Origin of the sequence: Phaeodactylibacter sp., assembly GCF_040219495.1 — a bacterium.
Lineage (GTDB): Bacteria > Bacteroidota > Bacteroidia > Chitinophagales > Saprospiraceae > Phaeodactylibacter.
The window spans coordinates 47336-69491 of sequence record NZ_JAVJSK010000009.1 but is presented as its reverse complement, the minus strand read 5'-3'; the positions used below and the strand labels follow the sequence as shown (position 1 = coordinate 69491).

The 22156-nt window shown below is 52.9% G+C and carries 19 protein-coding genes; 7 read left to right on the top strand and 12 right to left on the bottom strand.

Going from position 1 to position 22156, the window contains the following annotated elements; translation table 11 throughout:
- The first annotated feature begins 41 nt into the window (after positions 1-41).
- Together mrdA and RIC19_RS01335 are read left to right on the top strand one after the other, a co-directional pair.
- Positions 42-1913: a penicillin-binding protein 2 gene (gene mrdA, locus RIC19_RS01340; protein WP_350176042.1), complete on the top strand. Its 1872-nt coding sequence runs from the start codon at positions 42-44 to the stop codon at positions 1911-1913.
- 11 nt (positions 1914-1924) lie between these two features.
- Positions 1925-2422, top strand: coding sequence for a dihydrofolate reductase (locus RIC19_RS01335; RefSeq protein WP_350176040.1), 498 nt, complete (start codon positions 1925-1927; stop codon positions 2420-2422).
- Between the two features lie 244 nt (positions 2423-2666).
- On the opposite strand, the gene RIC19_RS01330 is transcribed toward RIC19_RS01335, so the two are convergent.
- Positions 2667-3506, bottom strand: coding sequence for a glycosyltransferase family 2 protein (locus RIC19_RS01330; protein ID WP_350176038.1), 840 nt, complete (start codon positions 3504-3506; stop codon positions 2667-2669).
- Positions 3493-4257 carry a glycosyltransferase family 2 protein gene (locus tag RIC19_RS01325; RefSeq protein WP_350176036.1) on the bottom strand — a complete coding sequence of 255 codons (765 nt, stop codon included), beginning with the start codon at positions 4255-4257 and terminating at the stop codon, positions 3493-3495. The genes RIC19_RS01330 and RIC19_RS01325 overlap by 14 nt, the downstream gene beginning before the upstream one ends.
- A gap of 102 nt (positions 4258-4359) precedes the next feature.
- Between RIC19_RS01325 and RIC19_RS01320 the strand changes: the two genes are divergently transcribed.
- On the top strand, positions 4360-4935 hold the full coding sequence (locus RIC19_RS01320) for a nitroreductase family protein (protein ID WP_350176034.1): 576 nt from the start codon (positions 4360-4362) through the stop codon (positions 4933-4935).
- A gap of 2 nt (positions 4936-4937) precedes the next feature.
- Here RIC19_RS01320 and hisA read toward each other — a convergent pair whose 3' ends face one another.
- The 3 genes from hisA to hisB are packed head-to-tail and all read right to left on the bottom strand — an operon-like array spanning position 4938 to position 7407.
- Complete coding sequence (gene hisA / locus RIC19_RS01315; protein ID WP_350176032.1) at positions 4938-5663, bottom strand: 1-(5-phosphoribosyl)-5-[(5-phosphoribosylamino)methylideneamino]imidazole-4-carboxamide isomerase; 726 nt, start codon at positions 5661-5663, stop codon at positions 4938-4940.
- 1 nt (position 5664) lies between these two features.
- Positions 5665-6252, bottom strand: coding sequence for an imidazole glycerol phosphate synthase subunit HisH (hisH, locus tag RIC19_RS01310; protein ID WP_350176030.1), 588 nt, complete (start codon positions 6250-6252; stop codon positions 5665-5667).
- Between the two features lie 21 nt (positions 6253-6273).
- Positions 6274-7407, bottom strand: coding sequence for a bifunctional histidinol-phosphatase/imidazoleglycerol-phosphate dehydratase HisB (gene hisB, locus RIC19_RS01305; RefSeq protein WP_350176028.1), 1134 nt, complete (start codon positions 7405-7407; stop codon positions 6274-6276).
- A gap of 123 nt (positions 7408-7530) precedes the next feature.
- On the opposite strand from hisB, the gene RIC19_RS01300 reads away from it, so the two are divergent.
- The gene (locus tag RIC19_RS01300; RefSeq protein WP_350176026.1) at positions 7531-8289 is read left to right on the top strand and encodes a LamG domain-containing protein; all 759 of its coding nucleotides are present in this window, start codon (positions 7531-7533) and stop codon (positions 8287-8289) included.
- Between the two features lie 2 nt (positions 8290-8291).
- Here RIC19_RS01300 and RIC19_RS01295 read toward each other — a convergent pair whose 3' ends face one another.
- The 6 genes from RIC19_RS01295 to RIC19_RS01270 form a co-directional block, all read right to left on the bottom strand.
- Positions 8292-9788 carry a DUF4153 domain-containing protein gene (locus tag RIC19_RS01295; RefSeq protein WP_350176024.1) on the bottom strand — a complete coding sequence of 499 codons (1497 nt, stop codon included), beginning with the start codon at positions 9786-9788 and terminating at the stop codon, positions 8292-8294.
- Entirely contained in the window at positions 9785-10468 is a 684-nt protein-coding gene (locus tag RIC19_RS01290) for a DUF1361 domain-containing protein (RefSeq protein WP_350176022.1), read from the bottom strand. Before RIC19_RS01290 ends, RIC19_RS01295 begins: the two co-directional genes overlap by 4 nt.
- A 45-nt stretch (positions 10469-10513) precedes the next feature.
- Positions 10514-10828: a winged helix-turn-helix domain-containing protein gene (locus RIC19_RS01285; RefSeq protein WP_350176020.1), complete on the bottom strand. Its 315-nt coding sequence runs from the start codon at positions 10826-10828 to the stop codon at positions 10514-10516.
- Positions 10825-11475, bottom strand: coding sequence for a hypothetical protein (locus RIC19_RS01280; protein WP_350176018.1), 651 nt, complete (start codon positions 11473-11475; stop codon positions 10825-10827). Before RIC19_RS01280 ends, RIC19_RS01285 begins: the two co-directional genes overlap by 4 nt.
- A 459-nt stretch (positions 11476-11934) precedes the next feature.
- On the bottom strand, positions 11935-14508 hold the full coding sequence (locus RIC19_RS01275) for a T9SS type A sorting domain-containing protein (protein ID WP_350176016.1): 2574 nt from the start codon (positions 14506-14508) through the stop codon (positions 11935-11937).
- 91 nt (positions 14509-14599) lie between these two features.
- On the bottom strand, positions 14600-17698 hold the full coding sequence (locus tag RIC19_RS01270; protein ID WP_350176014.1) for a ligand-binding sensor domain-containing protein: 3099 nt from the start codon (positions 17696-17698) through the stop codon (positions 14600-14602).
- Between the two features lie 266 nt (positions 17699-17964).
- Between RIC19_RS01270 and RIC19_RS01265 the strand changes: the two genes are divergently transcribed.
- Positions 17965-18975: an SRPBCC family protein gene (locus RIC19_RS01265; protein WP_350176012.1), complete on the top strand. Its 1011-nt coding sequence runs from the start codon at positions 17965-17967 to the stop codon at positions 18973-18975.
- On the opposite strand, the gene RIC19_RS01260 is transcribed toward RIC19_RS01265, so the two are convergent.
- The gene (locus RIC19_RS01260; protein WP_350176010.1) at positions 18951-19838 is read right to left on the bottom strand and encodes a mechanosensitive ion channel family protein; all 888 of its coding nucleotides are present in this window, start codon (positions 19836-19838) and stop codon (positions 18951-18953) included. The two genes, RIC19_RS01265 and RIC19_RS01260, sit on opposite strands and share 25 nt — an antisense overlap.
- Before the next feature lie 175 nt (positions 19839-20013).
- On the opposite strand from RIC19_RS01260, the gene RIC19_RS01255 reads away from it, so the two are divergent.
- Complete coding sequence (locus tag RIC19_RS01255; protein ID WP_350176008.1) at positions 20014-21477, top strand: M48 family metalloprotease; 1464 nt, start codon at positions 20014-20016, stop codon at positions 21475-21477.
- Between the two features lie 24 nt (positions 21478-21501).
- Positions 21502-21984 carry a DUF6438 domain-containing protein gene (locus RIC19_RS01250; RefSeq protein WP_350176006.1) on the top strand — a complete coding sequence of 161 codons (483 nt, stop codon included), beginning with the start codon at positions 21502-21504 and terminating at the stop codon, positions 21982-21984.
- Positions 21985-22156 lie beyond the last annotated feature (172 nt).

Below are 22156 nucleotides of genomic sequence, written 5' to 3'. Positions count from 1 at the left end.
TTTGGTTTTAGCTTTAGTCGCACAACGAAAATACTTTTGAAGTGGCAGATACATTCAGCAGCCGGCAATACATTATCCGTTTCCTCTTTGTGCTGGGGGCATTCGGGCTGATCTACCGTGCCTTCCAGCTTCAAGTCCTTGACACTTCCTACAAGAAAAACCCGGATGCCACAGCCATTGATGAACAAGTCATCTATCCGGCGCGCGGTACCCTGTACGACCGTAATGGTAAAATACTGGTGTACAACGTACCTATGTACGACCTCATGGTGACTTACAATCAGTTGGATCCGGAAATGGACACTGCCGCTTTCTGCGCTTTGCTGGGCGTTGAGCGGAGTTACTTTGAAGAAACCCTCAATAAAAACTGGCAATCCCCCCGTTATTCCAAATCGGTTCCTTTTCCCTTTCTGACGCAGCTTTCGGCCGCACAATTTGCTGCCTTTGAGGAACGCCTCTACCAGTTCCCGGGCTTTTCGGCTCGATTGCGCCATGCCAGGGGGTACCCTCATAAGAATGCCTCACACGTATTGGGGTATATCCGGGAAGCCGATCAGAATGACATCAAGCAGTCCAATGGCAAGTACGAACCTCGTGATTACCTCGGCAAGAGCGGCCTGGAGCTATCTTATGAGGATACCCTCCGTGGCGAAAAGGGCATTGCATTGGTCCTGAAAGACAACCTGGGGCGGGAAGTAGGGCCTTACAAAGACAGAGAGCTGGATGTGGAGGCCGTCTTCGGCAAAGATCTGATCACTACCATTGACCTGGAATTGCAGCAGTACGGAGAAGAGCTGATGCAGCAAAAAATAGGGGCCATAGTGGCACTGGAGCCCGCTACAGGAGAGGTGCTGGCGATGGTCAGCTCCCCAAACTACGACCCCAACCTACTGGCTATCGGGCATGGCAAAGGTAATCCTTACGGCCGGCTGTCTGTGGATAAAAACCAACCCCTGTTCGACCGCAGCATCATGGGGCAATATCCGCCGGGCTCCCTTTTCAAAACGATTGTCGCTTTGGTCGGTATGCAGGAAGGCTATTTAGACCCCAACCGGACCGTCTCCTGTTCCGGAGCTTATTACTTCAATGGTATGCGGCTAACAGGCTGCCACGGTCACCCTACCTGCACGAGTGTGGAAATGGGCATTCAGCACTCCTGTAATGCCTACTTCGTCACCGCTTTCCGCGAAATCGTGGACGGCCCGGGCGGCTTCCGAAATCCGGAAGAAGGATTGGACCTCTTCAACAGCTACCTGGATAAATTCGGGCTTGGTAAGCCTTTGGGTATAGACTTGCCCCGGGAACAAAGTGGTTTTTATCCTACTTCGCAATTTTATACCGACTACTTCAACAAACAACAGGAAGGGCAGCGCTGGAACTCCGTTTGGATCCGCTCCCTGGGCATCGGGCAGGGCGAACTCCAAATGACCAACCTGCAAATGGCTAATGTGGCAGCGGCGATTGCTAACCGGGGCTTCTACATTAGACCACACCTGGTACGGGGCTACCGGGGCCGGAGTGTCGACTTGCCAATACCTGATCAGTTTACTGAGCGCAATTATATCGGTATCGATAGTTCCTACTTTGAAATCATTGCCAATGGTATGGAAAAAGTGACCCTGTCCGGTACCGCACGCATGGCATACATTCCGGATATCCCGGTTTGTGGCAAAACCGGTACAGCTGAGAATTCCCATGGGGAAGACCACTCCGTATTCTTTGCCTTTGCGCCCAAGAAAAACCCCAAAATCGCTATCGTCGTTTACGTCGAAAACTCCGGCTTTGGTGGCACTTACGCTGCGCCTATCGCCAGCCTGATGATCGAGAAGTACATGACCGACACCATTAGCAATAACCGCAAGTGGCTGGAAACGCGAATGCTCGAGGCCAATCTAATGCCAGAACTACCCTAAAGCTCATCATCATGATATTATCGGCCATCGTCGCAACAGACCGAAAAGGGGTCATCGGTAAGGATGACGATATCCCCTGGCACTTGCCAGCAGACCTGAAATATTTCAAACGGCGCACCCTCAACCGTCATATCATCATGGGGCGGAAGACCTTTGAGTCTATTGGGCGCCCGCTGCCCAAGCGCACCAATATCATCGTGACCCGCAACCCTTTCTTTATCGTTTCCAATTGCCTGGTGTCCAATAGCCTGGAGCAAGCCATCGAGCTGGCACGCAGCAATGGGGAAGAAGAGGCTTTTATTATTGGTGGTGGAACAATCTACGAGCAGGCCATGCCGCTTATCGACCGGCTTTACCTGACCGAAGTGGATACCGAAGTGGAAGGTGGCGATGTCTTTTTCCCAAAGCCCGACCCCGTCATTTGGACGGAAGTCTCCAGCGAGGCACATCAACCGGATGAGAAAAACCCGTATGCTTATACTTTCAAGGTGCTTGAGCGCCAGGGTTAGCGCTGGTTTGGAGCGGTTTCGTTATGAAAATCAAGGATTTATGGTTCTGGCAAAGCCACTAAATTTGAGTTTAGCGGGCTAAATGAAAATTTAGTGAGGAAGTCAGAGCTTGCCCCGCATTTCTGCGGGGTTCATAAAGCGTTGATTTGCAATAGTAACGAGCCCCAAACATGCTCTAAGGCAATCAACGGCATTTCCATCGCTCGTAGATCTCGGGCAGCCTGCCCGCAAAACTCCGGTAGCCCTAAGTCTTTTCCTGTTCGATGCCATAAGCTGTCCGCACCACTTTTGCCTTTCGGGTATGTGCCCGTATGGCCAGGTTTTTTTCCAGGCTTTCCTTTGTTTTATACCCCCTCGCGTGGTCCAGGTGCACGACTACCGCCCGGTGCCGTACCTGTTTGCCCCGTACCCCCATATTCTCCAGTCGTTCCCCGATCTCACGGTCGGGCCCGCCGTAGCGCATGCGCTCGTCGTACCCATTGACGGCCAGGAGGTCTGCTTTCCAGGCGGAGGTATTGCAGTTGTTGAAGGTTGCTCCGGTTGGCGTGATGGCATCCAAGAGCTTGCCCCAGCCTGGAGAGGCCGAGAGCTTGCGCAGTTGAGAACGGCCGGTTAGCCCATTACTTTTTAGCCAATTGGGGGCAAAGCAAGCCTGAGATTCGATATCGCCTAGCGCAATTGCTTTGCTGGTTTCCATAGGGAGCTTGCAGTAACCGCCAGATAAGAAGCGGCCCCGTTCAGCTTGTGCAGCGTGGAAAGCGACAAAGTCAGCCCTCGGGATGCAGTCCCCGTCTGTAAATAGAATATAGGCTCCCTGCGCCTCCACAATAGCTTTGTTGAGGATCGTTTGCCGCCGGTAGCCTTCGTCTTCGTGCCAGAGGTGGGTAAGCTTTAATTGGCCCCGCTCCTGGAAGCGGTCAATCACGGCCTGCGTCTCGGGCCCGGAGCCGTCATCGGCAACGATAACGTCAAAATCGGGGTACGTCTGCTGTTCGTACCCGCAGAGGACTTTCTCCAGCCAGTCTGGCATATTGTAGGTGGCCATAATGACCGTGATGTGCAGTTTTTCTTTAGCGTTCTCCATGTCGGTTGAGTTCCCAGAGCTTGAGGTATTTCATGAAATTGACGTAAGAAGCGAGCGCGCTGAAGATGAATCCGTAGTAGCCGTCCAAAAAGCCGCGCTTGAACACGAAAAGCTTGATGAATTTGAACCAGGGGCCGAGCACCACATCAATCAGGAAATTCACCTGCCTGCCTTTGGCAAATTTGGACCGGGCCGCAATAACTGCGAACTTTCGGTTTTGCTCAAAGTGCTCATCTACCGTAGCGTAGGGGTAGTGCAGGAGGTCCCCATTCAACCGGTCCACACGGCCCTGTACCACCACTTTGTCATGAGGGTTGGTGCCGCCCCACTGTCCCTTCCGGCGGTCCCACAACCGGGTTTTACGGTCGGGGTACCAGGCGTAGTGCAGCCAATGCCCGCAGTAGTTGTTCAGCCGGTTGAAGGCATAGCCATCGGCTGCCCAGTTGGCTTTAGCTGCCCGGACTGACTGTGCCATCGTTTCCGAAATCCGCTCATCGGCATCAAGGGAAAGCACGTAGTCGTACTTTGCCTGCTGCATAGCGTAGTTCTTTTGTTCAATGTGCCCGGCAAAAGGGTACTGCAAAAAGCGGACGCCAAGTTCTTGGCAAATGGCTGGTGTCTCATCTGTACTGAAGGAGTCGATCACCACAATATCGTCTACCACCGGCAGCATAGATTGAATGCACGCCCGGATATGCTTCGCTTCATTCAGGGTAATAATAACACCAGAAATCCTTACAGGGTTGCTCACGGTACCGTCCTATAGTTATGCCGCAAAAGTACGCTTTTTTCAGGAGGACGCCCGGTAAACAAAACGCCGCTTCAGGTGTCTTTTCAAAAACAATAATGCTACATGAGCCTGACGCCTGAGCAAACCACCGCACTCCTCCGCCGCCGGCGGGCCATCTTTCCAAAGACCTACGTCGACCAGCCGATTGAAAAGGCGATCATCGAGGAGGTCCTGGAGAATGCCAACTGGGCACCTACTCATAAATTTACAGAACCCTGGCGCTTCCGTGTTTTTACGGGTGAAGCACGCACCCGCTTAGGAGAACACCTGGCTGCGTTGTACAAAGCCAATACCCCCGAGGCGCAATTTTCTGAAAAAAAATACGAAAAGAACCTGCATAAGCCGCAGCGTTCCGGATGTATCATTGCCATCTGTATGCAGCGCGACCCGGAGGAAAGGGTGCCGGAATGGGAAGAAATTGCCGCAGTGGCCTGTGCCGTGCAAAACATGTGGCTGACCTGTACCGCTCATGGCATCGGCAGCTACTGGAGCTCCGCCAATACCTTGCAGCGGGACCCCGGGTTGCTCAACCTACAGGAAGGGGAGCGTTGCCTGGGGCTGTTTTACATGGGCTACCATAATCTGCCGGAATTGCCGGGTAAGCGCGGCCCTATCGAAGAGAAGGTGACCTGGATGTAGGGTCAGCCACGCAATACCCATTGCTCCAGCGCCTTAAGCGAGATTTTGTTCTCGTAGATGGCTTTACCAATAATCGCTCCGAAGCAACCGATAGACTCCAGTTCGTCCAGCTCTTCCAGGTCGGTAATGCCGCCGCTGGCAATGAGCTGCAATTCCGGGAATTCGGCGCGGATCTCCCCGTAAAGTGGCAGGGCTGTACCTTCTAGCAAGCCATCTTTGGAAACGTCTGTGCAGATGGTGTACTTCACGCCCTTGGCGACGTAATCCTCCAGAAAGGGGAAGAGTTCCTGTTCACTTTGTTCCTGCCAGCCGCTCACCGCTATTTTTCCATCTTTGACATCCGAGCCCAGTATGATGCGCGCTGAGCCGAAGCGTTGCAGCCAGGATTCGAAAACCGCCGGCTGCTTCACCGCGATGGTGCCGCCGGTAACCTGCTGCGCACCACTTTCGAAAGCAATGCGCAGGTCATCGTCTGATTTCAGGCCACCGCCAAAGTCGATATGGAGCCCCGTTTGCTGAGCGAGTTTTTCCAGCACCTTATAGTTGACAATCTGCTTGGCTTTGGCCCCGTCAAGGTCTACCAGGTGGAGGCGCTGCAAGCCGTGCGCTTCGTAAGCTTTGGCAACCTCCAGCGGGTCTTCGTTATAGATTTTTTTTTGAGCGTAGTCGCCTTGGGTCAGGCGTACGCACTTGCCTTCGATGATGTCGATAGCGGGAATAGGGTGCATGTTACAAGTTGATGAAATGCTTCAGAATGGCTTCGCCTACTTTACCGGATTTTTCCGGGTGGAACTGTGTGGCGTAGAAATTGTCTTTTTGCAAGGCAGCACTGAAGGGCAGCACGTGCTCGGTGGTGGCCGTAGTGTAAGGGCCCTGCTCCACGTAGTAGCTGTGCACAAAGTACACATATTCGCCTTCCAGCTCGGGGCTGAATAAACCGCTGTCCAGGTTGCGGATACTGTTCCAGCCCATGTGTGGGATTTTCTCCCCATGCTTTGGGCGGAAGCGCACCACCTCCTGAGGGATAATGCCCAGGCATTCCGTATCATTTTCTTCAGAATGCTGGCACAGCAGCTGCATGCCCAGGCAGATGCCTAAAACGGGCTGTTTCAGATTGCGGATGACCTCGTCCAGGCCCCGTTCCCGGAGGTGAGCCATCGTGGTATTGGCCTCGCCCACGCCCGGGAAAATGACCTTGTCAGCCGCAGTAATCTCCCGGGCATCGCCCGTCAGGTGGGCCTCTAAGCCCAGGCGTTGCATGGCAAACTGTACGGACCGGACGTTGCCGGCGTTATAGTCTATAATCGCTACTTTCATGCTTAGGTTTCAGAAGAAAAACTATAAAACACCTTTGGTACTCGGTAGTTGCAGGTGCTCCGTATCCCGGCGCTTGGCCATACGGATGGCACGCGCCCAGGCTTTAAAGATGGCTTCGATCTTGTGGTGCTCGTTGGTGCCTTCCACTTTGAGGTTCAGATTAGCTTTGGCAGCATCCGAGAAGGATTTGAAGAAGTGGAAGAACATCTCTGTGGGCATATCACCGATTTTTTCCCGCTTGAATTCAGCCTCCCAGACGATCCAGGGGCGGCCACCAAAATCAATAGCGGCCTGCGCCAGGCAATCGTCCATCGGCAGGGCATAGCCGTAGCGCTCCAGGCCCAGCTTGTCCCCCAGGGCTTTGGCGAAAGCCTCGCCCAGTGCCAGCGCCGTATCCTCTATGGTATGATGCTCGTCAACTTCCAGATCGCCTTTGACTTTGATGGTCAGGTCGAGCCCGCCGTGGCGTGCCAGTTGATCCAGCATATGGTCGAAAAAGCCCAGCCCGGTTTCAATGTCGCTTTTGCCGCTGCCGTCCAGGTCGAGCTGTATGAGAATGTCCGTTTCTTTGGTAGTGCGTTGCACTTCGGCCGTGCGTTCCTTCAGCCGCAGGAAGCGGTAGATCTCTTCCCAGTCAGTGGTGGTGAGCGCAATCGCCTTGTGCACAGCGCGGTTGTCGCCTTCTACCTCGTCGGCACCCAGGTCGGGCTGATTGTTGAGCCAGATTCCCCTCGCACCCAGATTTTTAGCCAGTTCTATATCCGTCAGCCGGTCGCCAACGACAAAAGAGTTGGCAAGGTCATAGTCACCATTCATGTACGGTTTCATAAGCCCGGTCCGGGGCTTTCGGGTAGGGGCGTTGTCCTCCGGGTAGCTACGGTCAATAAGTACATCCATGAAGGTAATCCCTTCTGCCTCGAAGGTCTTCATCATTTTATGATGCGCAGGCCAGAAGGTGTCTTCCGGAAAAACTGCTGTGCCCAGCCCATCCTGATTGGTAATCATGATGAGCTCGTAGTCCAGCTCTTTCACAATACGAGACAAATACTGAAAAATGCCAGGGTAGTAGTCCAGCTTTTCCAGGCTGTCTACCTGATAGCCTTCCGGCTCTAAAATAAGTGTACCATCGCGGTCCAGGATCAATAACTTTTTCATGCTGCAAAGGTAGCAAATTCAGGATTGAGAAGACAGAGCCGTGCCAAATCCTGATAGCGTATAGATGAGGCTCTACACACTTTAAAGATAATTTTATATCTTATGGGATAACAAATTTGCCTTATGAAAACCCTGACCTATAGTGCATTATTTCTTGCACTCAGCTTATTTACCGCCTTCGTGCCTACATGGTCTCCTGGAGGCGGCACCGAAGCCGGCTTGGTAGCCTATTATTCTTTCAACGATTGTGATGCCCGCGACGATTCCGGCAACGCTGCTCACGGCAGGATGTATGGTAATACCAGTTGTTGGTGTGGCATTGAGGGCAGCGGGCTGCTTTTTGATGGCATCGACGATTTCGTAGCCTTTGAGGGCTCCGTAAACCGGTACTTCAATACCTCTGATTTTACCGTTAGCTTTTATTTCAAACCCGAACAGTACCTGGTCTTCCAGCAAAGCCTGCTGTCGAAAAGGGAAGAATGCGAGGCCTACAACATGATGGATATACTGCTCGATCTGAATGCTCAGGAGATCACGACCCTGGTGCATGAGAATCCTCATAAGTTTTATCCCGGGCTAAGCCCGGGATTAGACACCACTCGTTGGGTGCACTTCGCCATCACCCGGGAAGGTACTCGTGCCTTTACCTACGTCAATGGGCGGCTTGCCCAAAAAGCCTTTCGTTGCAGCGGGGTAGATATATCGAATAATGTACCCTTGTCCTTTGGCAACAGCCCCTGTGTGCAACAGGGCAGTGCCCGCCGGTTTAAAGGGGTGTTGGATGAACTCAGGGTCTACAGCCGTGCCCTTAGCCCGGAGGAAATCTGGGCCATCTACCAACGCAATCCGGTGGAGGAGGCTCCATCCGACTGCCTGACTTGACCCTATCGGCCGCTGTCGCGGAACGGGTCGCCTCGGCGGGCCCGGGAGGTGGTGTAATTCCAAGAGCGCCATCCGGGTCGGTGCTGCTTTTTGAGCCGGGAGCTGACCGCCTTCAGCTTGCGGGTTAGTTCGTCTTCTGTCCAGCCGGCAGCCACCTGTAACCGGTGCCGTTCTTCCCAGAGTGTTGGAAGATTGACCGGTGGTAGTGTACGGGTCAGAAACTCTACATCCAGCTTGCCGGGGGCGGCCTGCCGGATGTTGTAGCGTGTGATCATCCGGTCCCAATTGACGGTACTGTACAGCAGCAAGAGCACCAGCCCCAATTGTGCTGATCTTTGCAGCACAAACGTTATGGTACGCTTGTCCCGTGTTTTGAGGTAGACCAGCCATAGCCCTGCCAGGGTCGCAAGGAGGAACCCGAAAACGCCTAACCGCTTGTAGGCAAGCCCGAAATTAGCTACGTACTGCCAGTTGCGCAGCCCTACTGAAAGGATGAGCATGGCGTTTTGGGCCAGCCACAAGTAAGCGAGCCATCGCAGGCGCTCATTATCTGGCAAAAAGTTAAGGTTGCTACGGAAGAACCACAGCAGTACGCCCATCGCCATAAGGATGGATAAGATCAACAGAGAAGTGCCTTCGTGCACATACTGGCTCAGCTCCTGAGGAGTAGCCTGCCCGTAGTTGATCCAGACAAAGCGCAAGTCTGCCAGGTTGGCTACAAAAAGCAGGCCGTTGAGGATGGCAAGAGTGAAAACGCCGGTTTGGTATTCCCGTTTAAGCCCCAGCGTGCCTGCCTTCGGTTTGGGGGTGCTGCGCTTTCTTCGCAGCACAGACCGGAAGGGCGCTTCCCATTCCTTCAGGAAGTCTCCCCACAGAGAGGGCCAGATGAGCCCGCCAACAACGAAGCTGCCAATGAGGAACAGAAGTGCCTGCTCTGCTTCCCAGTCCAGGTGCAGCCAGCTGCCCGGCCAGAACCGCTGCCAAAAGGCGGCAAACTGTGGATTGGCATGGTAATATAGGGTGCCAAAGACCAGGCCTAGTCCTATAGGTAGTATGGCGAAAGGGCTCCAGCGTACTGCCGGTTTCCATTCCAGGGAAGGCCAGGACCGTATGAGCTGGTAGCAGGCTGCAATCGGGCTGCCCAGTAGTTTGGTGATGCCCAGCAGCCCGGCAAACCACAAAAAGCGCAGGGGGCGCCGGTGCAGATGCCCGGAAAAAACCAGAAAACAAAGGAAAAATACCATAATGGACAGATCTGAGTTTCGCCAGGCGACCAGGGCGGCACTGCTTAGGAAAGCTGCTGCCAGCCAGCGGGAAGGCTTTTGGTGCCGTAACTCAGGGTAGCTCAGTGCCGCAGTACCGATGGCAAGAATGGAGAAAACCAAAGCGTTTAGGCCCAGGTGCGCTTCGTAGAACAACTGAACGTAAATCGTGGCCCCGGTTATCCACAGGGCAAGTTTGGCGAATGGATGCTGAAGATTGATCGTATTCCAACTCATCGTGTTGAAGTTTTAGGGTTTGAAGTAGATAGATGGTAAAAGAAGGCGTAACCCAGCCCTTGCAAAAGGGTGAAGAACCCTAGAAAGGCAAGCAAAACAATAGGAGGATCGGAGAGCAGACTAAGGCTGTGCCGCAAAAGATGCATCGGCTCCAGAAAAGCCTCCCAGCTATTCCAGCGGTCTACACGGCCGAGGTACAGCCCAAAGCTGCTCAGTACGGCAAAGCCAATAATCCAGAAGTGTGTCTGTTTGATGGTGTGCCATCGCAGTAGGTAGCGTTGTACGTTTAGGAGGGAGGCTAAGCCGAGTAGAAGCCCCGTCCAGGCAAAAAAGAAAAAGACTAGTATGTCTGCCCAGATCGGAACCGGTGGCCTGGGCCTGAGATGGATCAAATCAGTAATGAGGTAGGGGGCATTGGGCAAGAACAATAGCCAGATGAACAAAACAGCAGCCCCCAATAAACGATGTTGGGCCATTGGCAATAACAAAGAGAGCGCGTACGGGACCAAAGCCAGAAATAGGTTCCAGCCCAAAAATAACAGAGCCTGGCTCCCAGCTGCCGGAAAACTAGTGAAGGCTGCATATCCGTTGGGTTCGCCGTAGGCGAGCAGGTATCGCCATGCCAACAGCGCTGTTGCTGCCAGGATTTGTACCAGGATGATAATAGGTATGTTTTTCATAAAGTACTTTGAATTTCAAAGTTTAAGATTAAAAAAAATAAGCTGCTATCCGGTAGCCCCCTCACTGCCCGCGCGCAGCAGCGCTTCCAGTCCGTCAAGGTGAGCCTGAAAAGCTTTTCTACCTTCCACTGTAGCCCGGTAGGAAGTGTTCGGTTTGCGGCCGATGAAGCGTTTGCGGACTTCCAGGTAGGCTTCTTTCTCCAGGGCTTTGATATGAGAAGCCAGGCGGCCATCGGTAAGGCTGAGTGTTTCTTTGAGGCTGCTGAAATCTGCCCATTCTTCCACCATGAGCACAGACATAATACCCAGCCGTACCCGGTGGTCAAAAGCAGGATTTAATTGTGTGATGATATGCTTCATTCGCCCCGCTCATATTTGAAGTACAGGACCGTGCCGTACACAATGTGCATCAGCCCGAACCCTAGCGCCCAGAACTCCAGTCCATACCCTGGGAAGAAAGCGGCAAGTAGGCCAATGCCGATTTCGGTCAGCCCAAGGTAACGGATATCATTGAGGGTATACTTGCTCGCATTGAGTAATGCGAGCCCATAAAAGATAAGAGTAGCCGGGGCGACCAGGCTAGCTTCACCGTGCTTGAGCAGGGCCAGGCAGAAAACACCGCCAGCGGCCAGAGGGATAAAGAGATTGATGAGTAGCCGGCGAGTCAGTCGGTCCCAGATTGGGAGCCCTCTCTTCCTGGCTTTCCGGGTAGTAAAGTATATGCCGGTGCTGAGGGCAAGTACCAATACCAGTGTGCCATTGAGCAGGAAAAATCTTAGCGGGCTCAGCCCCAGGGCACCCGTCGCTCCCGGATCCATTATGTAGGGCAGCTCCTTTCCAAACGGCGTTGTGCCGAGATACCAGAACGCCGCCGACGCGCCCAGTAATGCCCAAATACCGGCCGCAACGCCTGATAGGCCGCTAAGGGAGATAAACCGCGATGAGCGCTCCATGATGCTGCGGATCTCCGTCAGCGCTTCCAGGTGTTCCTGATGATGAGTTGTCATTTTATAGTACTTTGAGATTCAAAGCTAAAGGTTTTGAGCTTAGAACGCAAGCAGTCAGGGGTTATTTTACGAATTGAGTTTTTTCGGACCCGTTTTTTACAAATGATAGGGGCTTGCCTGCCTGGTATGAAGGTATGCCCAAAATTGAGCCTGATCAGGTGCTGCCAGGTGGCTGGAATGGCTTGCTATTCCTCCCTCGGCAGACCTTTGGGCGGGAGAGAAATGAGTTCCTTGTTTCAGGCGAGCTATTTTTTCGTCAGGCAAGGCGCTCTCCAAGCTTTGGGGTGAAGGTGGCCTAAAGCTAGAACTGGGCATAGCTACGTAAACCGATAGCGTAACGCAGCATGACGGCAAAAGAGCCGCATCAAATGGGGAAGCTATTCTTCGCCGGGGCTCCACCTTAATCTCAACCTCCCCTTGGTTTACCCTGGTACTTCTCACTCGATACTTTGCAATCCCTTAGCGCTGCAACACCACGGGCTGCCTGCGGATTTCCCCATCTGCCGATCGGGCGACGAGGTAGTAGGTGCCATTCGGCTTTCCCGCCATCTGGCACTGAATGGACCCGGAAATATTGGCCCAGCTTTCCACAACCTGTCCGTTGCTATTGAAGAGCTGAAGTGTCCAGCTGCCATCTGGCAAAGTGGCTGTAAACTGATTGGCAACGGGGTTTGGGGCCACTTTCAGTCCGGCAATCGGCGTTATCGGAGCAGCATCGGCTGAGACAGGGTCCAGCTCGAAGTCCCAAATGCCCCGGCCGTAAGTCCCAAAGCGGGCTGTTTGGCTTTGTGGGAGGTATTCCACCGACCAGTAGGTTTGTGCAGGAGCACAGTCGCCCCCCAGGTAGTACCAGCGTTCTTCTGCTGATACAAAAACATAGGGGCCGGCTTCCGTCGCTGCAAAGAGGTAGGCTTCATCGGGCGTGCCCGTAATTTCGAAGACCAGTGTGGAGGGCAGACCTTCTGACATCGCGGTAAAGTTTTGTCCGCCATCTGTACTCACATACACCGGTGGATTGGAATAGCCGCTGCCCCCGAGGTAGACCTTGTCGACATCCTGCGTGGAAGCGTAGATGGTTTGACCGTACAGGTAATGCCCCTCCGGGATGAAGTTCACCGTTTGCTCCCAGGCATAGCCTGCTTCAGTGGAGGCGAAAAAACGCCCGTTTGTGGTGGCGGCGTACCAGCGGTTGTAGTCGAGAGGAGAAGCTTCGAGTGCCGACAGTTCCCCATCTCCCGAAGCGGCAGCGAAGTCGAAGTCGATCTGAGTAGCGGAGATGCCATTGGCATTAGGGTCGAGCCGGATCAGGTAGGAGCCCGGGCCGCCATTGGTATTCCCACCAGCCATAAATGCTCCAACATCATTGGGGAATGGACTCGCCATCAGAGGGGGCAGCCAGACGGATTCATCCTCTGACTGTAGTTCGAAGTCGCCGGTCAGGGTGCCGTTCTGAGGAGTTTGGTAGTAAGACACCCAGCCACCGGGGTAGGTGGTCCAGAGGTATTTCCCGTCATTGGAGAACACAATATGCCCGTAGTCGCCGGAAATAATCTGGTCAAACCTCTGTATACCGGGCTCATCAAAGTGGCGGGCCCGCTGAAAACCCTGATCCTGAGAACCAGCATAGACGAAGCGGTCGTTGTTGGGGTCTGTGCGCACGCTGTAATACTGACTGACGTTGAGGTCTTCCATGCCGATATTTTCCACGGTTTCCAACTGATCATAGGACACGGAGAGGCCACCGTGGTTGCTGATCAGGGTGAAAGGCGCACCATCAGCTGTTGTGAAGGCATCAAAGTGCATGATATCGGCATGTAGGGTATTGGCAACATCGGAGTAGTAAGCCCACCAGTCATTGATTTTTTCCCAGTTTTGGCCACCATTCAGGCTGCGGAAGCATTCCACCTCCCCCATGTAGAGCACATCGGGGTTATCGGGGCTTACAAAAAGGCCGACATCCCAGGGGCGGGCGGGCAAATCGCCCCGCTTCGACCAAGTGGTGCCTTTGTCGAGGGAGCGCCACACTTCCCAGCTGCCTTCTTCCGGGCTGGTATAAGCATAAAGGACCAGGCTGTCGGCTATGGCTGTACCCGCCAGATTGGCCCGGGCGCCACCAAAATCGAGATTGGTAGAAGGGTTAATCCAGTCGAGCTGCCCGTTATCGGGGTTGGCATGATAAATTTTTCCGGTATTGTCAGCGGATTTCTCGATCAGCATCATACGCTGATAATGATGGGGGGCTGAAAGGCGCAGGCGGTTAAAGTCATTGGTGTTGAAGGTGCTCACGGCCGAGTAGGTCTCTCCCTGACTTGCCGAGCGGTAAAGCTGTATGTCGGCCCAGTAAGAAGGTTTGGCCAGCACGTAGATTGTGGAAATACTGTCTTGGATGAGGATGGGCGAGTGGATATTGCCCCAGCTGTCTTCGTGGGTAATGCCTGTGGCTTGCTCCCAGGTGTAGCCATCGTCGTCAGAGTAGTGGGGTATACGTCCGGTGAAAGCGATCATCCGCCGGCTTTCCTGAAAAGGGATGAATTCCAGGAGGCCCGGGGTGAAGCGGAGGTCCTGATTGACAATTTCCCATTGGCTGCCATCGAGCAGGCCCCGCCAAAGGGAGCCTCCGGCAGAGAGCAACCAGAGCTCATCTGTAACCGGATCGTATTCAGTGTCAAACACACTGCCAGCCTGATTGATACTGCCCCGTTCCCGCCAAGACCCAGGGAGCAGCCCATCGGCGAACAGGCCGCTTTCGCAACCGGACCTGAAGTTAATGCCCTGACGTGCTTTTGCCCGGTGCCGTGACAGCCGGTTTTGGTGCTCTATAGCTTTCCAGTCGGTGCCCGGCGCGGCCTGATGCATCAACTCAAGCCAAGCCTCTCTGGCATCGGTTTTTTCTTCTTCCTCCCCATAGCGGACGAGGGTTTGCCCATCAGTGGGCTGAGGCAGAGGCTGTACGGGGGCAGGCCCCGCTGAATCGACGAGTACTATATTGAGAAAAGCTAGACAAAGAAGCGCGAGTGGCCAGGTGTATTTCATAAAAATGGGATTTAATATCTGGATTGCAAGATAAGGGATAGGTGCTTTTTAATAAGTAGTCTGGACGTCAAAGGTGGGGGAAGGGAGGTAATCAGTCCCCAAGATAGGCATCTATGAAATACATGTCAATATCCTGGCCTTTGGTTTCGGTATATTGCCCATTTGTGGAGAAGGTGAAAAAGTCCTGGATAAAGGCGTGGGTAGCCTCTGATACATTGACCTTGCCAGCTTCGCCGTTGGTCTCCATTCTGGAAGCGAGGTTGACGGTATCGCCCCAGATATCGTAGGCAAATTTTTTGATTCCTACAATACCCGCTACCACAGGTCCGGTGTGAATGCCGATGCGGGCCTCAAAGCACGTACGCCCTTCGGCTCCCCGCTGTATCTTCAGTTCCGCCATGAACTCCTGAATATCCATGGCCGCCAGCGTGACCCGTACGGCTTCATCTTCGTCGTTATCGCGCATGCCGCCTACAGCGAGGTAAGCATCGCCCACGGTTTTTATTTTTTCCAGCCCGTATTTTTCCATGATCTCATCAAAGGCCCGGAAGCAGTGGTCAATTTCTGCCACGAGGTCTTCGGGGTCCATGCCTTCTGAGATATGACTGAAGCCTTTGAAGTCAGAAAACATAACCGTGACCAGCTCATGCCGCTTAGCTTTGGCAAATCCATATTCCTTGAGTTCGCGGGCGGTCTCCTCCGGCAGGATATTGAGTAGCAGCTCTTCAGACTTTTGTTTTTCCTGCTCCAGTTCTTTGGTGCGATCCTGTACCAATGCTTCCAGTTCCTGCTCCCGGCGGTGGGCCAGGATGATCCGCCACCGCATGACTCCAAATACGATGCTGCTCAGCAGCAGGGTTATTAATACCCAAAACCACCAGGTATTGTAAAAGGCTTCGTGTACGATTACCGGGATGGTAAGTTCCCGTTGGTTCCAGGCAGGGCTGTTGGGGCCTGCTTTGGCTCGCACCCGGAAGGTATATTGCCCGGCAGGGATGTTGTTGTAGCGGACCATTGTATTAGTGCCGGGCCGGCTCCACTCTTCTTCGTACCCTTCCAGTTTATAGCTGTAGGTGTTTTCGAGCGGCTGCCGGTAGTCGGCCAGTGCGAAGCCGAAGGAGAAAATGCGGTCCCAGGGGGAAAGGTCAATACTGGTCTGAGGGGTCAGTCCATAGTTTCGTTGGATGAGGGTGTCCTCGGCAACGTCATATTTACTGAAGTGGGTAAGGAGGAGGTGGGCTTCCTGCGCTTCGAGTTGCTGTTCCCGGAATTGGGGGCCGGGAAAGAAGGCATTGATGCCATTCAGTCCACCAAAGTAGAGCCGCCCTGCCCGGGAGCGGTAGAAGGAAATGCGGTTGAATTCGTTGGCTGTCAGGCCATCTTCAACATAGTAATTAGTGACTGTGCCGCTGGGCAGGCTTAGCCGGCTTAGCCCGTTATCGGTACTGACCCATAGGCAGGAGTCGCTCTCCGGCAAAACCCCGTTGATGAAATTATTGGAGAGCCCGTCTGTTGTGGTATAGATGCGGAGGCTATCCCGGTCGGGCATCAGGCAGTGCAGGCCATCGCCAGACCCTACCCAAAGCCTTTCCGCTGCATCCTGATAGATGGCATTTATCTGATTGCTCCGGAAGGGCAGGGGGCTGCCTTTTCCGGTATGGTAATGTGCGGTACGGCCCTGGCCCGGAATGATTTCGTGCAGCCCGTTGTCCAGCGTCCCTACCCAGAGACGGTTGTTGACCGCATTGTAGTGGAGGTAGCTGATATTGCCATCGAGGCTGTCCCAGGGCCCGGCAGTGTCTTCAAAGAGTGCAAGGCTATCCGTAGCCGGGTAATAACGGTACAACCACTGCAGATAACCCATCCAAAGGGTGCTGTCTGGTGCAGCGACAACATGCCCCAGGTCCTTATCTGGCTTTTTGAGAATATCGCGGACCTGTAGGGTTTTCAGGTCAATACGCTTGCCATTACCGGTGTATAGGGCCCCATCGAAGTAAGTCAGTCCAAAGGGGGAGTTGAAGTAATCATTGAACGGGAAGAGCGGCCGAAGCCCGTCGGTTTTGGGATCGAGGACATGAATGGAACTGTAATAGGAAAAGTAAATATTGCCTTTTTCGTCTTCCGTTATACCCCGCGTACTGCAATAGATGTTGCTGCAATATTCACTACCGCCTTCCAGGTAATGAGAAAAGAGCTGCTCGGATTGTACCAGGCGTATAGCGCCGAAGTCAGAGGCGATCCAGATAACACCGGACTGGTCGCGGAAGATTTGCCGGTAGGTGGCTGTATTCTTGGTGATTGCACGGATTCTGGGGGCGAAGTTTTCCACGCTGCCGAGTTTGGCATTATAGTAAAGCAGGAGCCCGCGCCCGCCAATCCAGAGGCTGCCGTCTTCCTCGGCTTGGAGTGCGGTAGCCACTGCGCCCTTTACACTTGCGGGGTGCTCGGTGAATACCTCCCGGCCCGGGTCAAAGGTGAACAATTGCCCGTCTGCGCAGAGCACGTAGAGTTGGGTGCCAGCCCTGGCAATCTGTACGATACGGTTGCTTTCCTGCACGGGTACAATATGCCGTTGCAACACATCGCCTTTGGGGCTCAACGCCCACAGTTCATTGCCTACAGCACCTAAGAATAGCTTCTGCTGTGTGTGTAGCATTGGGCGGCCAATGTGTCTCCCTGCAAGTTTGAGCACGGCCTGATAGCGCCCATCCGGCTGCATGAGCATGAGTTGAGTGGTAGCAGTCTGCTCATGGTAGGCCGCTGACCAAACCTGCCCTTCCGGCCCCAGCGTTATATCGTGAGGCACGACGGCCTCCCGGACCCTTACGTCCCCTTTCTTGACCTTGTAATCTTCAAACTTGTTGTTGCCAGGGTCGAACCGGGTAATGAAATTGGGGCTGCCGAGCCAAAGCCGTTGCGCTGAGTCAATGGCCATATCAGAAAAGGACTCGTGTGGCAGGCAGGTTGCGGGGTCCTGCGGGGTGTAGGTGACAAATTCATACCCGTCAAACCGGTTTAAGCCATTGATGGTGGCGATCCAGATAAAACCGGTACTGTCTTGAAGTATTTTGGATACAATGCGGTGGCTCAGCCCGTCTTCGAAATCGTATACCTTGATCTGCACATCGCTCTGCGCCCGGAGCAGGGTGCAAAAAAGGAAGGGCAACATCAACATACTCAGGCGGTACATAAGCTTGGATTGAGGCAGTCGTACGTTCGCTTCCAAAGTAAGCAAATTGTGCGAAAGGTGAGCGGCTGAGCCTAATACTCTTTTGAGCCCAGCTATATTTCTGTTTAGATCGGGCTTTCTGCAAACGCGTTCGGGAGAAGGGCAAAGTGTTTCAAATGGCAAAAACAAATATTTGTTTTACTATTGGTTTGTTTAAAACATTTGTTTATTTTTACACTGAAATGACGATACTCTATTTCACCCGTTACTAAAACCTATTACATATCATGCAAATTTTAAAGATTGGATTAATTGTGGTTCTCGGTTTAGTTGGTCTGGCCGCGGTACTCGGCCTTATTGCGCCACGTGAAGTCGCGCTGAGCCGATCAACGGTCATTAAAGCACCTCAGGAGATGGTATTCGGTACCGTCAATGACCTAAATACCTGGGAGTCGTGGTCGCCCTGGAAAGAAATGGACCCTGCGATGCAGGTTACGATGGGGAAACCTTCGGTTGGAGAGGGTGCACACTACAGCTGGACGGGAGAGCAGTCAGGAGAAGGGCGTATGGAAATCACATCAGCCACGGCACCTGAAAAACTGACTACCCATGTAGATTTTAAGGGGCAGGGTGGCGCTGATGCAGCCTGGACTTTTGAACCGGTAGAGGGGGGCACGCAAACAACCTGGGCTTTTCATACGGTTTTTCCCTATCCCTTTAATGCGATGTTGTTGTTTCAGGATTTTGAAGGAGCTATAGCGAAGGATTATGACCGTGGTTTAGAGTTATTAAAGGAGCAGGTTGAAGCGAAGGCGATGGCAGCACCTCAGCTCAAAATTCAGGTTGTTGATTTACCGATGCACTACTTTCTGGCGCTACGCCAAACGGTTGATATATCCTCAATGGACAAGGTGTTTGCAACAAACACTCCAAAGGTTCATCAGGCGGTGACAGGGGCAGGTCTGCCAAGAGCTGGTATGCCGTGTGGTTTGTACTTTACATGGGACGAAGCTACGGGGACCACAGACTGTGCTCAGGCTATCCCGCTGGCAAAAGCGCACACGCTTAATGGCTTTGAAACCATTGAAATACCGGAGCAGAAAGCCTTGCTCGTTGATCACTATGGCAGCTACGGTGGGCTGGGCGCAGTGCATGAGGCTATTGATGGCTACCTGAAAATTGAAGGGCTAACCGCTGCTATGCCCGTAATTGAGGAGTACGTTACCGATACAGTAGCAGAACCGGATACCTCCAAGTGGCTTACCCGTGTCTACTACCCTTTGGCAGCGATGAACTGATCCGACTGTAACTGATGCTGATTGAGGTGGGTTTGAATGCCCATCTCTTGCAGCGCCACGACCAAATCTGTACGAATATTATGTTGGAGAGCCCAGGCATTGGCTGGCGAATTAGCCCAGGCGGCGATCCAGCACTTTATAGCGGTTTCCCCCATTGCCATGACCCAAAACCTGGGCTGCTCTTTGACCTGTGCGGCGTTGTACTGCTCTGCAATGCGCAAGGCGGTATAACGCACATCGGCAATCTCGGCCTCGGTGGAGACGAAAAACTCTACATGCGCCCAAATGAAGGTATCATGTACTGAATAATTCACGACTTCTCGCTTTAGCATATCCGAGTTGGCGATAATGTAGCGCTTCCAGTCCCAGGTTTTGACGGTTGTATGCAACATTGAGATATCCTCTACAGTGCCATAGTATCCATTAATGATAACTGTATCGCCCAGTCGGATGGCAGAAGAGAAACTCAGGAGGATGCCAGAGATGAAATTCTCGATAATGGGGCGGGCGGCAATACCCAGCACAATACCGAAGGCGGAAATAAGCAGTGATATTGAAGTGATAGGCAGCTTGGTAGAAAAGGGCAACAACCCAATCAGGACGATGACCAGAATAGAAAAGGCTATAGTCCCTTTCCTGATGATACTGAACCGGCCGGAGATATTGTCAGCGGCTCTTTCCAGGGAGGCTTCCTGAGAATCGCCCGGAGGCGAAACCGTTTTGATTGGATTGAGCGTTTGTATTTCGCCTAACCGCTTAAGTTTCCGTTTTTTATAACCAGTAATGACTTTGAGGGTGCCGAAAAGGAATAGTCCTCCTCCCGTTGCAACCAGTGCAATATATATCCAAATGTTTTGTGTCATTTTTGGTAAGCTTTTGCTATTTTAGCTTGGAACTTGTCTAAAAATTCGCCTCGCGTCTACTTCGTAGTGCTGCGATAGTTAAAAAATCAGGCTCAAAAGGACGATTTTGGGCATTGTAAGTAGTTTTTAGACCAGTTCTTGAAAATTTAACTCAAGAACGAGAAACCCAAATATCATGAAAACTTTGCACCCCACCCTTTTTCAAATGTTGACTGTTTTCCTGCTGGCCGGTTTTCTGTCTTCCTGTGCGACTAACCCCGTTACGGGCAAGAAGGAATTCATGCTGCTCAGTAAGAGCCAGGAAGTACAGATGGGCATCAGCTACGATCCACAGGTGGTAGCGAGCTACGGACTTTACGAAGATGGAAAAATCCAGCAATTTATTACGGCTCAGGGCCGATTAATGGCACGAATTTCTCACCGCCCGGATTTGCCCTACGAGTTCAAGGTGCTTGATTCCCCTGTAGTCAATGCCTTTGCGGTGCCCGGCGGGTTTGTTTATTTCACGAGGGGTATTATGGCTCACTTCAACAACGAAGCCGAATTTGCAGGGGTGCTGGGCCACGAAATCGGGCATGTGACCGCCCGGCATTCCGCCCGGCAGTACAGCCGGCAGATGCTTGGGCAGGTGGGGCTGATCGCCGGTATTATTGTTTCGCCAAAATTTGCGGAATTTGCCGATGTCGCCAGTCAGGGCCTGGGGCTGCTTTTCCTTAAGTACGGCCGCGATGCGGAGAGCCAGTCTGACCGCCTGGGCGTAGAATACTCTACGAAGATCGGGTACGATGCCCGGGAAATGGCTGATTTTTTCAAGACACTGGAACGCCTGAGCGATCAGGCGGGCGGACGGTTGCCTACTTTTATGTCCACACACCCGGATCCGGCGAACCGGTACGAAAACACGAAAGCCCTGGCACAAAAATGGCAGCAGCGTTACCAGGGCCGGAATCTCAAAGTTGGCCGGGAATCTTACCTCCGCATGATTGACGGGCTGCTTTACGGCGAAGACCCCCGGCAGGGCTATGTGGAACGCAATACCTTTTACCATCCAGACCTGAAGTTCCAGTATCCGATTCCGAATGGCTGGCGCACCATCAATACCCCCAGTCAGGTACAAATGGCGCCGGAGGATGGCAACGCCCTGATGGTGCTTTCGCTTTCTGCTCAAACCAACCTTGGTCAGGCCGAGCAGGCTTATATGGAAACTCATCAGTTTGAAGTGGCCAGCCGCAACAACCGGCAGGTCAATGGACTGAATGCCCGGGTGGTACAGGGGCGGCAGGTGGATGAACAAAACCAGCAGGTAATCAATATTCTCCTGTATTTCATAGAGTACGGCGGGCGTGTCTATCAGCTTTTGGGTATGGCTTATCAGCAACAGTATGCCAATTATGAGACGAGTTTCCTACGCACCATGAATGGCTTTGACCGCCTGACGGAGGCTTCGAAGATAAATGTGCAGCCGGAGCGGATTAAAATAGTGGAAGCACCGCGGGCTACTAATTTGCGCAGCTTGCTGACCAGCAACGGCATTCCGAGTAGCCGCCTGGAAGAATTTTCTATCCTGAATGGCATGGAGCTGAACGCCCAGGTGCAAAAGGGAGGCTTGATCAAGGTCGTTGATAAGGCAAGGAATTGATATATTGCGGCAAAAATAGAATCCATGAAAAGTCCAATCCGATTTACATTATTACTCGCGAGTGCGTTCCTGTTATTTACCGCTCAAAAATGCGGAAGTGGCAAATATGAGTATAAGCCTACGACTTCCGTTGAAATCGCGAGAACAGGTTGTTTTGGCGAGTGCCCTACCTACACCTTCGCACTCAGCGGAGATGGCTCGGCAACGTTCAATGGACGACGGTTTGTAGAGCCCGAGGGGCAGCACTATCGCACCTATTCGGCGGATACCACCAACGCCATCTTTTCTCGCCTGATCGAAGCGGATCTTTATCAGTATGAGCGGGAGTACACTGATAATGTTACAGATTTGCCCACCACGTACCTGACCTTCGAGCACGAAGGCAAGCAAAAAAAGATCAAACTCTATTACGGTTATCCGGAAGAACTGGGCAGTATCGCTGACGAACTGCAGGAGGTCGCCCTGAGTAAGGGATGGATGGAGGGGCAAGCGCCCGAGAAAGAGTAGGTAGAAATTAAGAGCGTGTTGGGACTTTGGTCTTCTAGCCGAAAACTAACCATTTTTTGGTTAGATGAGGCACGAAAACCGGCGTTTAGCCTGAGTTAGATAGCTCGTCCCGCAGTTTGCGGGAAGGATTCTCGGGACGAAGAATAAGCAAAGGCCGATTACTAAAGTCCCA

What these genes read in the sequence shown, in the direction of transcription:
- RIC19_RS01280 (WP_350176018.1), bottom strand. Translation starts at nt 11,475, where the DNA reads ATGACAACTCATCATCAGGAACACCTGGAAGCGCTGACGGAGATCCGC.
- RIC19_RS01320 (WP_350176034.1), top strand. Translation starts at nt 4,360, where the DNA reads ATGAGCCTGACGCCTGAGCAAACCACCGCACTCCTCCGCCGCCGGCGG.
- RIC19_RS01330 (WP_350176038.1), bottom strand. Translation starts at nt 3,506, where the DNA reads ATGGAGAACGCTAAAGAAAAACTGCACATCACGGTCATTATGGCCACC.
- hisB (WP_350176028.1), bottom strand. Translation starts at nt 7,407, where the DNA reads ATGAAAAAGTTATTGATCCTGGACCGCGATGGTACACTTATTTTAGAG.
- RIC19_RS01255 (WP_350176008.1), top strand. Translation starts at nt 20,014, where the DNA reads ATGAAAACTTTGCACCCCACCCTTTTTCAAATGTTGACTGTTTTCCTG.
- RIC19_RS01275 (WP_350176016.1), bottom strand. Translation starts at nt 14,508, where the DNA reads ATGAAATACACCTGGCCACTCGCGCTTCTTTGTCTAGCTTTTCTCAAT.
- hisA (WP_350176032.1), bottom strand. Translation starts at nt 5,663, where the DNA reads ATGCACCCTATTCCCGCTATCGACATCATCGAAGGCAAGTGCGTACGC.
- RIC19_RS01250 (WP_350176006.1), top strand. Translation starts at nt 21,502, where the DNA reads ATGAAAAGTCCAATCCGATTTACATTATTACTCGCGAGTGCGTTCCTG.
- hisH (WP_350176030.1), bottom strand. Translation starts at nt 6,252, where the DNA reads ATGAAAGTAGCGATTATAGACTATAACGCCGGCAACGTCCGGTCCGTA.
- RIC19_RS01260 (WP_350176010.1), bottom strand. Translation starts at nt 19,838, where the DNA reads ATGACACAAAACATTTGGATATATATTGCACTGGTTGCAACGGGAGGA.
- RIC19_RS01285 (WP_350176020.1), bottom strand. Translation starts at nt 10,828, where the DNA reads ATGAAGCATATCATCACACAATTAAATCCTGCTTTTGACCACCGGGTA.
- RIC19_RS01300 (WP_350176026.1), top strand. Translation starts at nt 7,531, where the DNA reads ATGAAAACCCTGACCTATAGTGCATTATTTCTTGCACTCAGCTTATTT.
- RIC19_RS01295 (WP_350176024.1), bottom strand. Translation starts at nt 9,788, where the DNA reads ATGAGTTGGAATACGATCAATCTTCAGCATCCATTCGCCAAACTTGCC.
- RIC19_RS01270 (WP_350176014.1), bottom strand. Translation starts at nt 17,698, where the DNA reads ATGTACCGCCTGAGTATGTTGATGTTGCCCTTCCTTTTTTGCACCCTG.
- RIC19_RS01290 (WP_350176022.1), bottom strand. Translation starts at nt 10,468, where the DNA reads ATGAAAAACATACCTATTATCATCCTGGTACAAATCCTGGCAGCAACA.
- RIC19_RS01265 (WP_350176012.1), top strand. Translation starts at nt 17,965, where the DNA reads ATGCAAATTTTAAAGATTGGATTAATTGTGGTTCTCGGTTTAGTTGGT.
- RIC19_RS01335 (WP_350176040.1), top strand. Translation starts at nt 1,925, where the DNA reads ATGATATTATCGGCCATCGTCGCAACAGACCGAAAAGGGGTCATCGGT.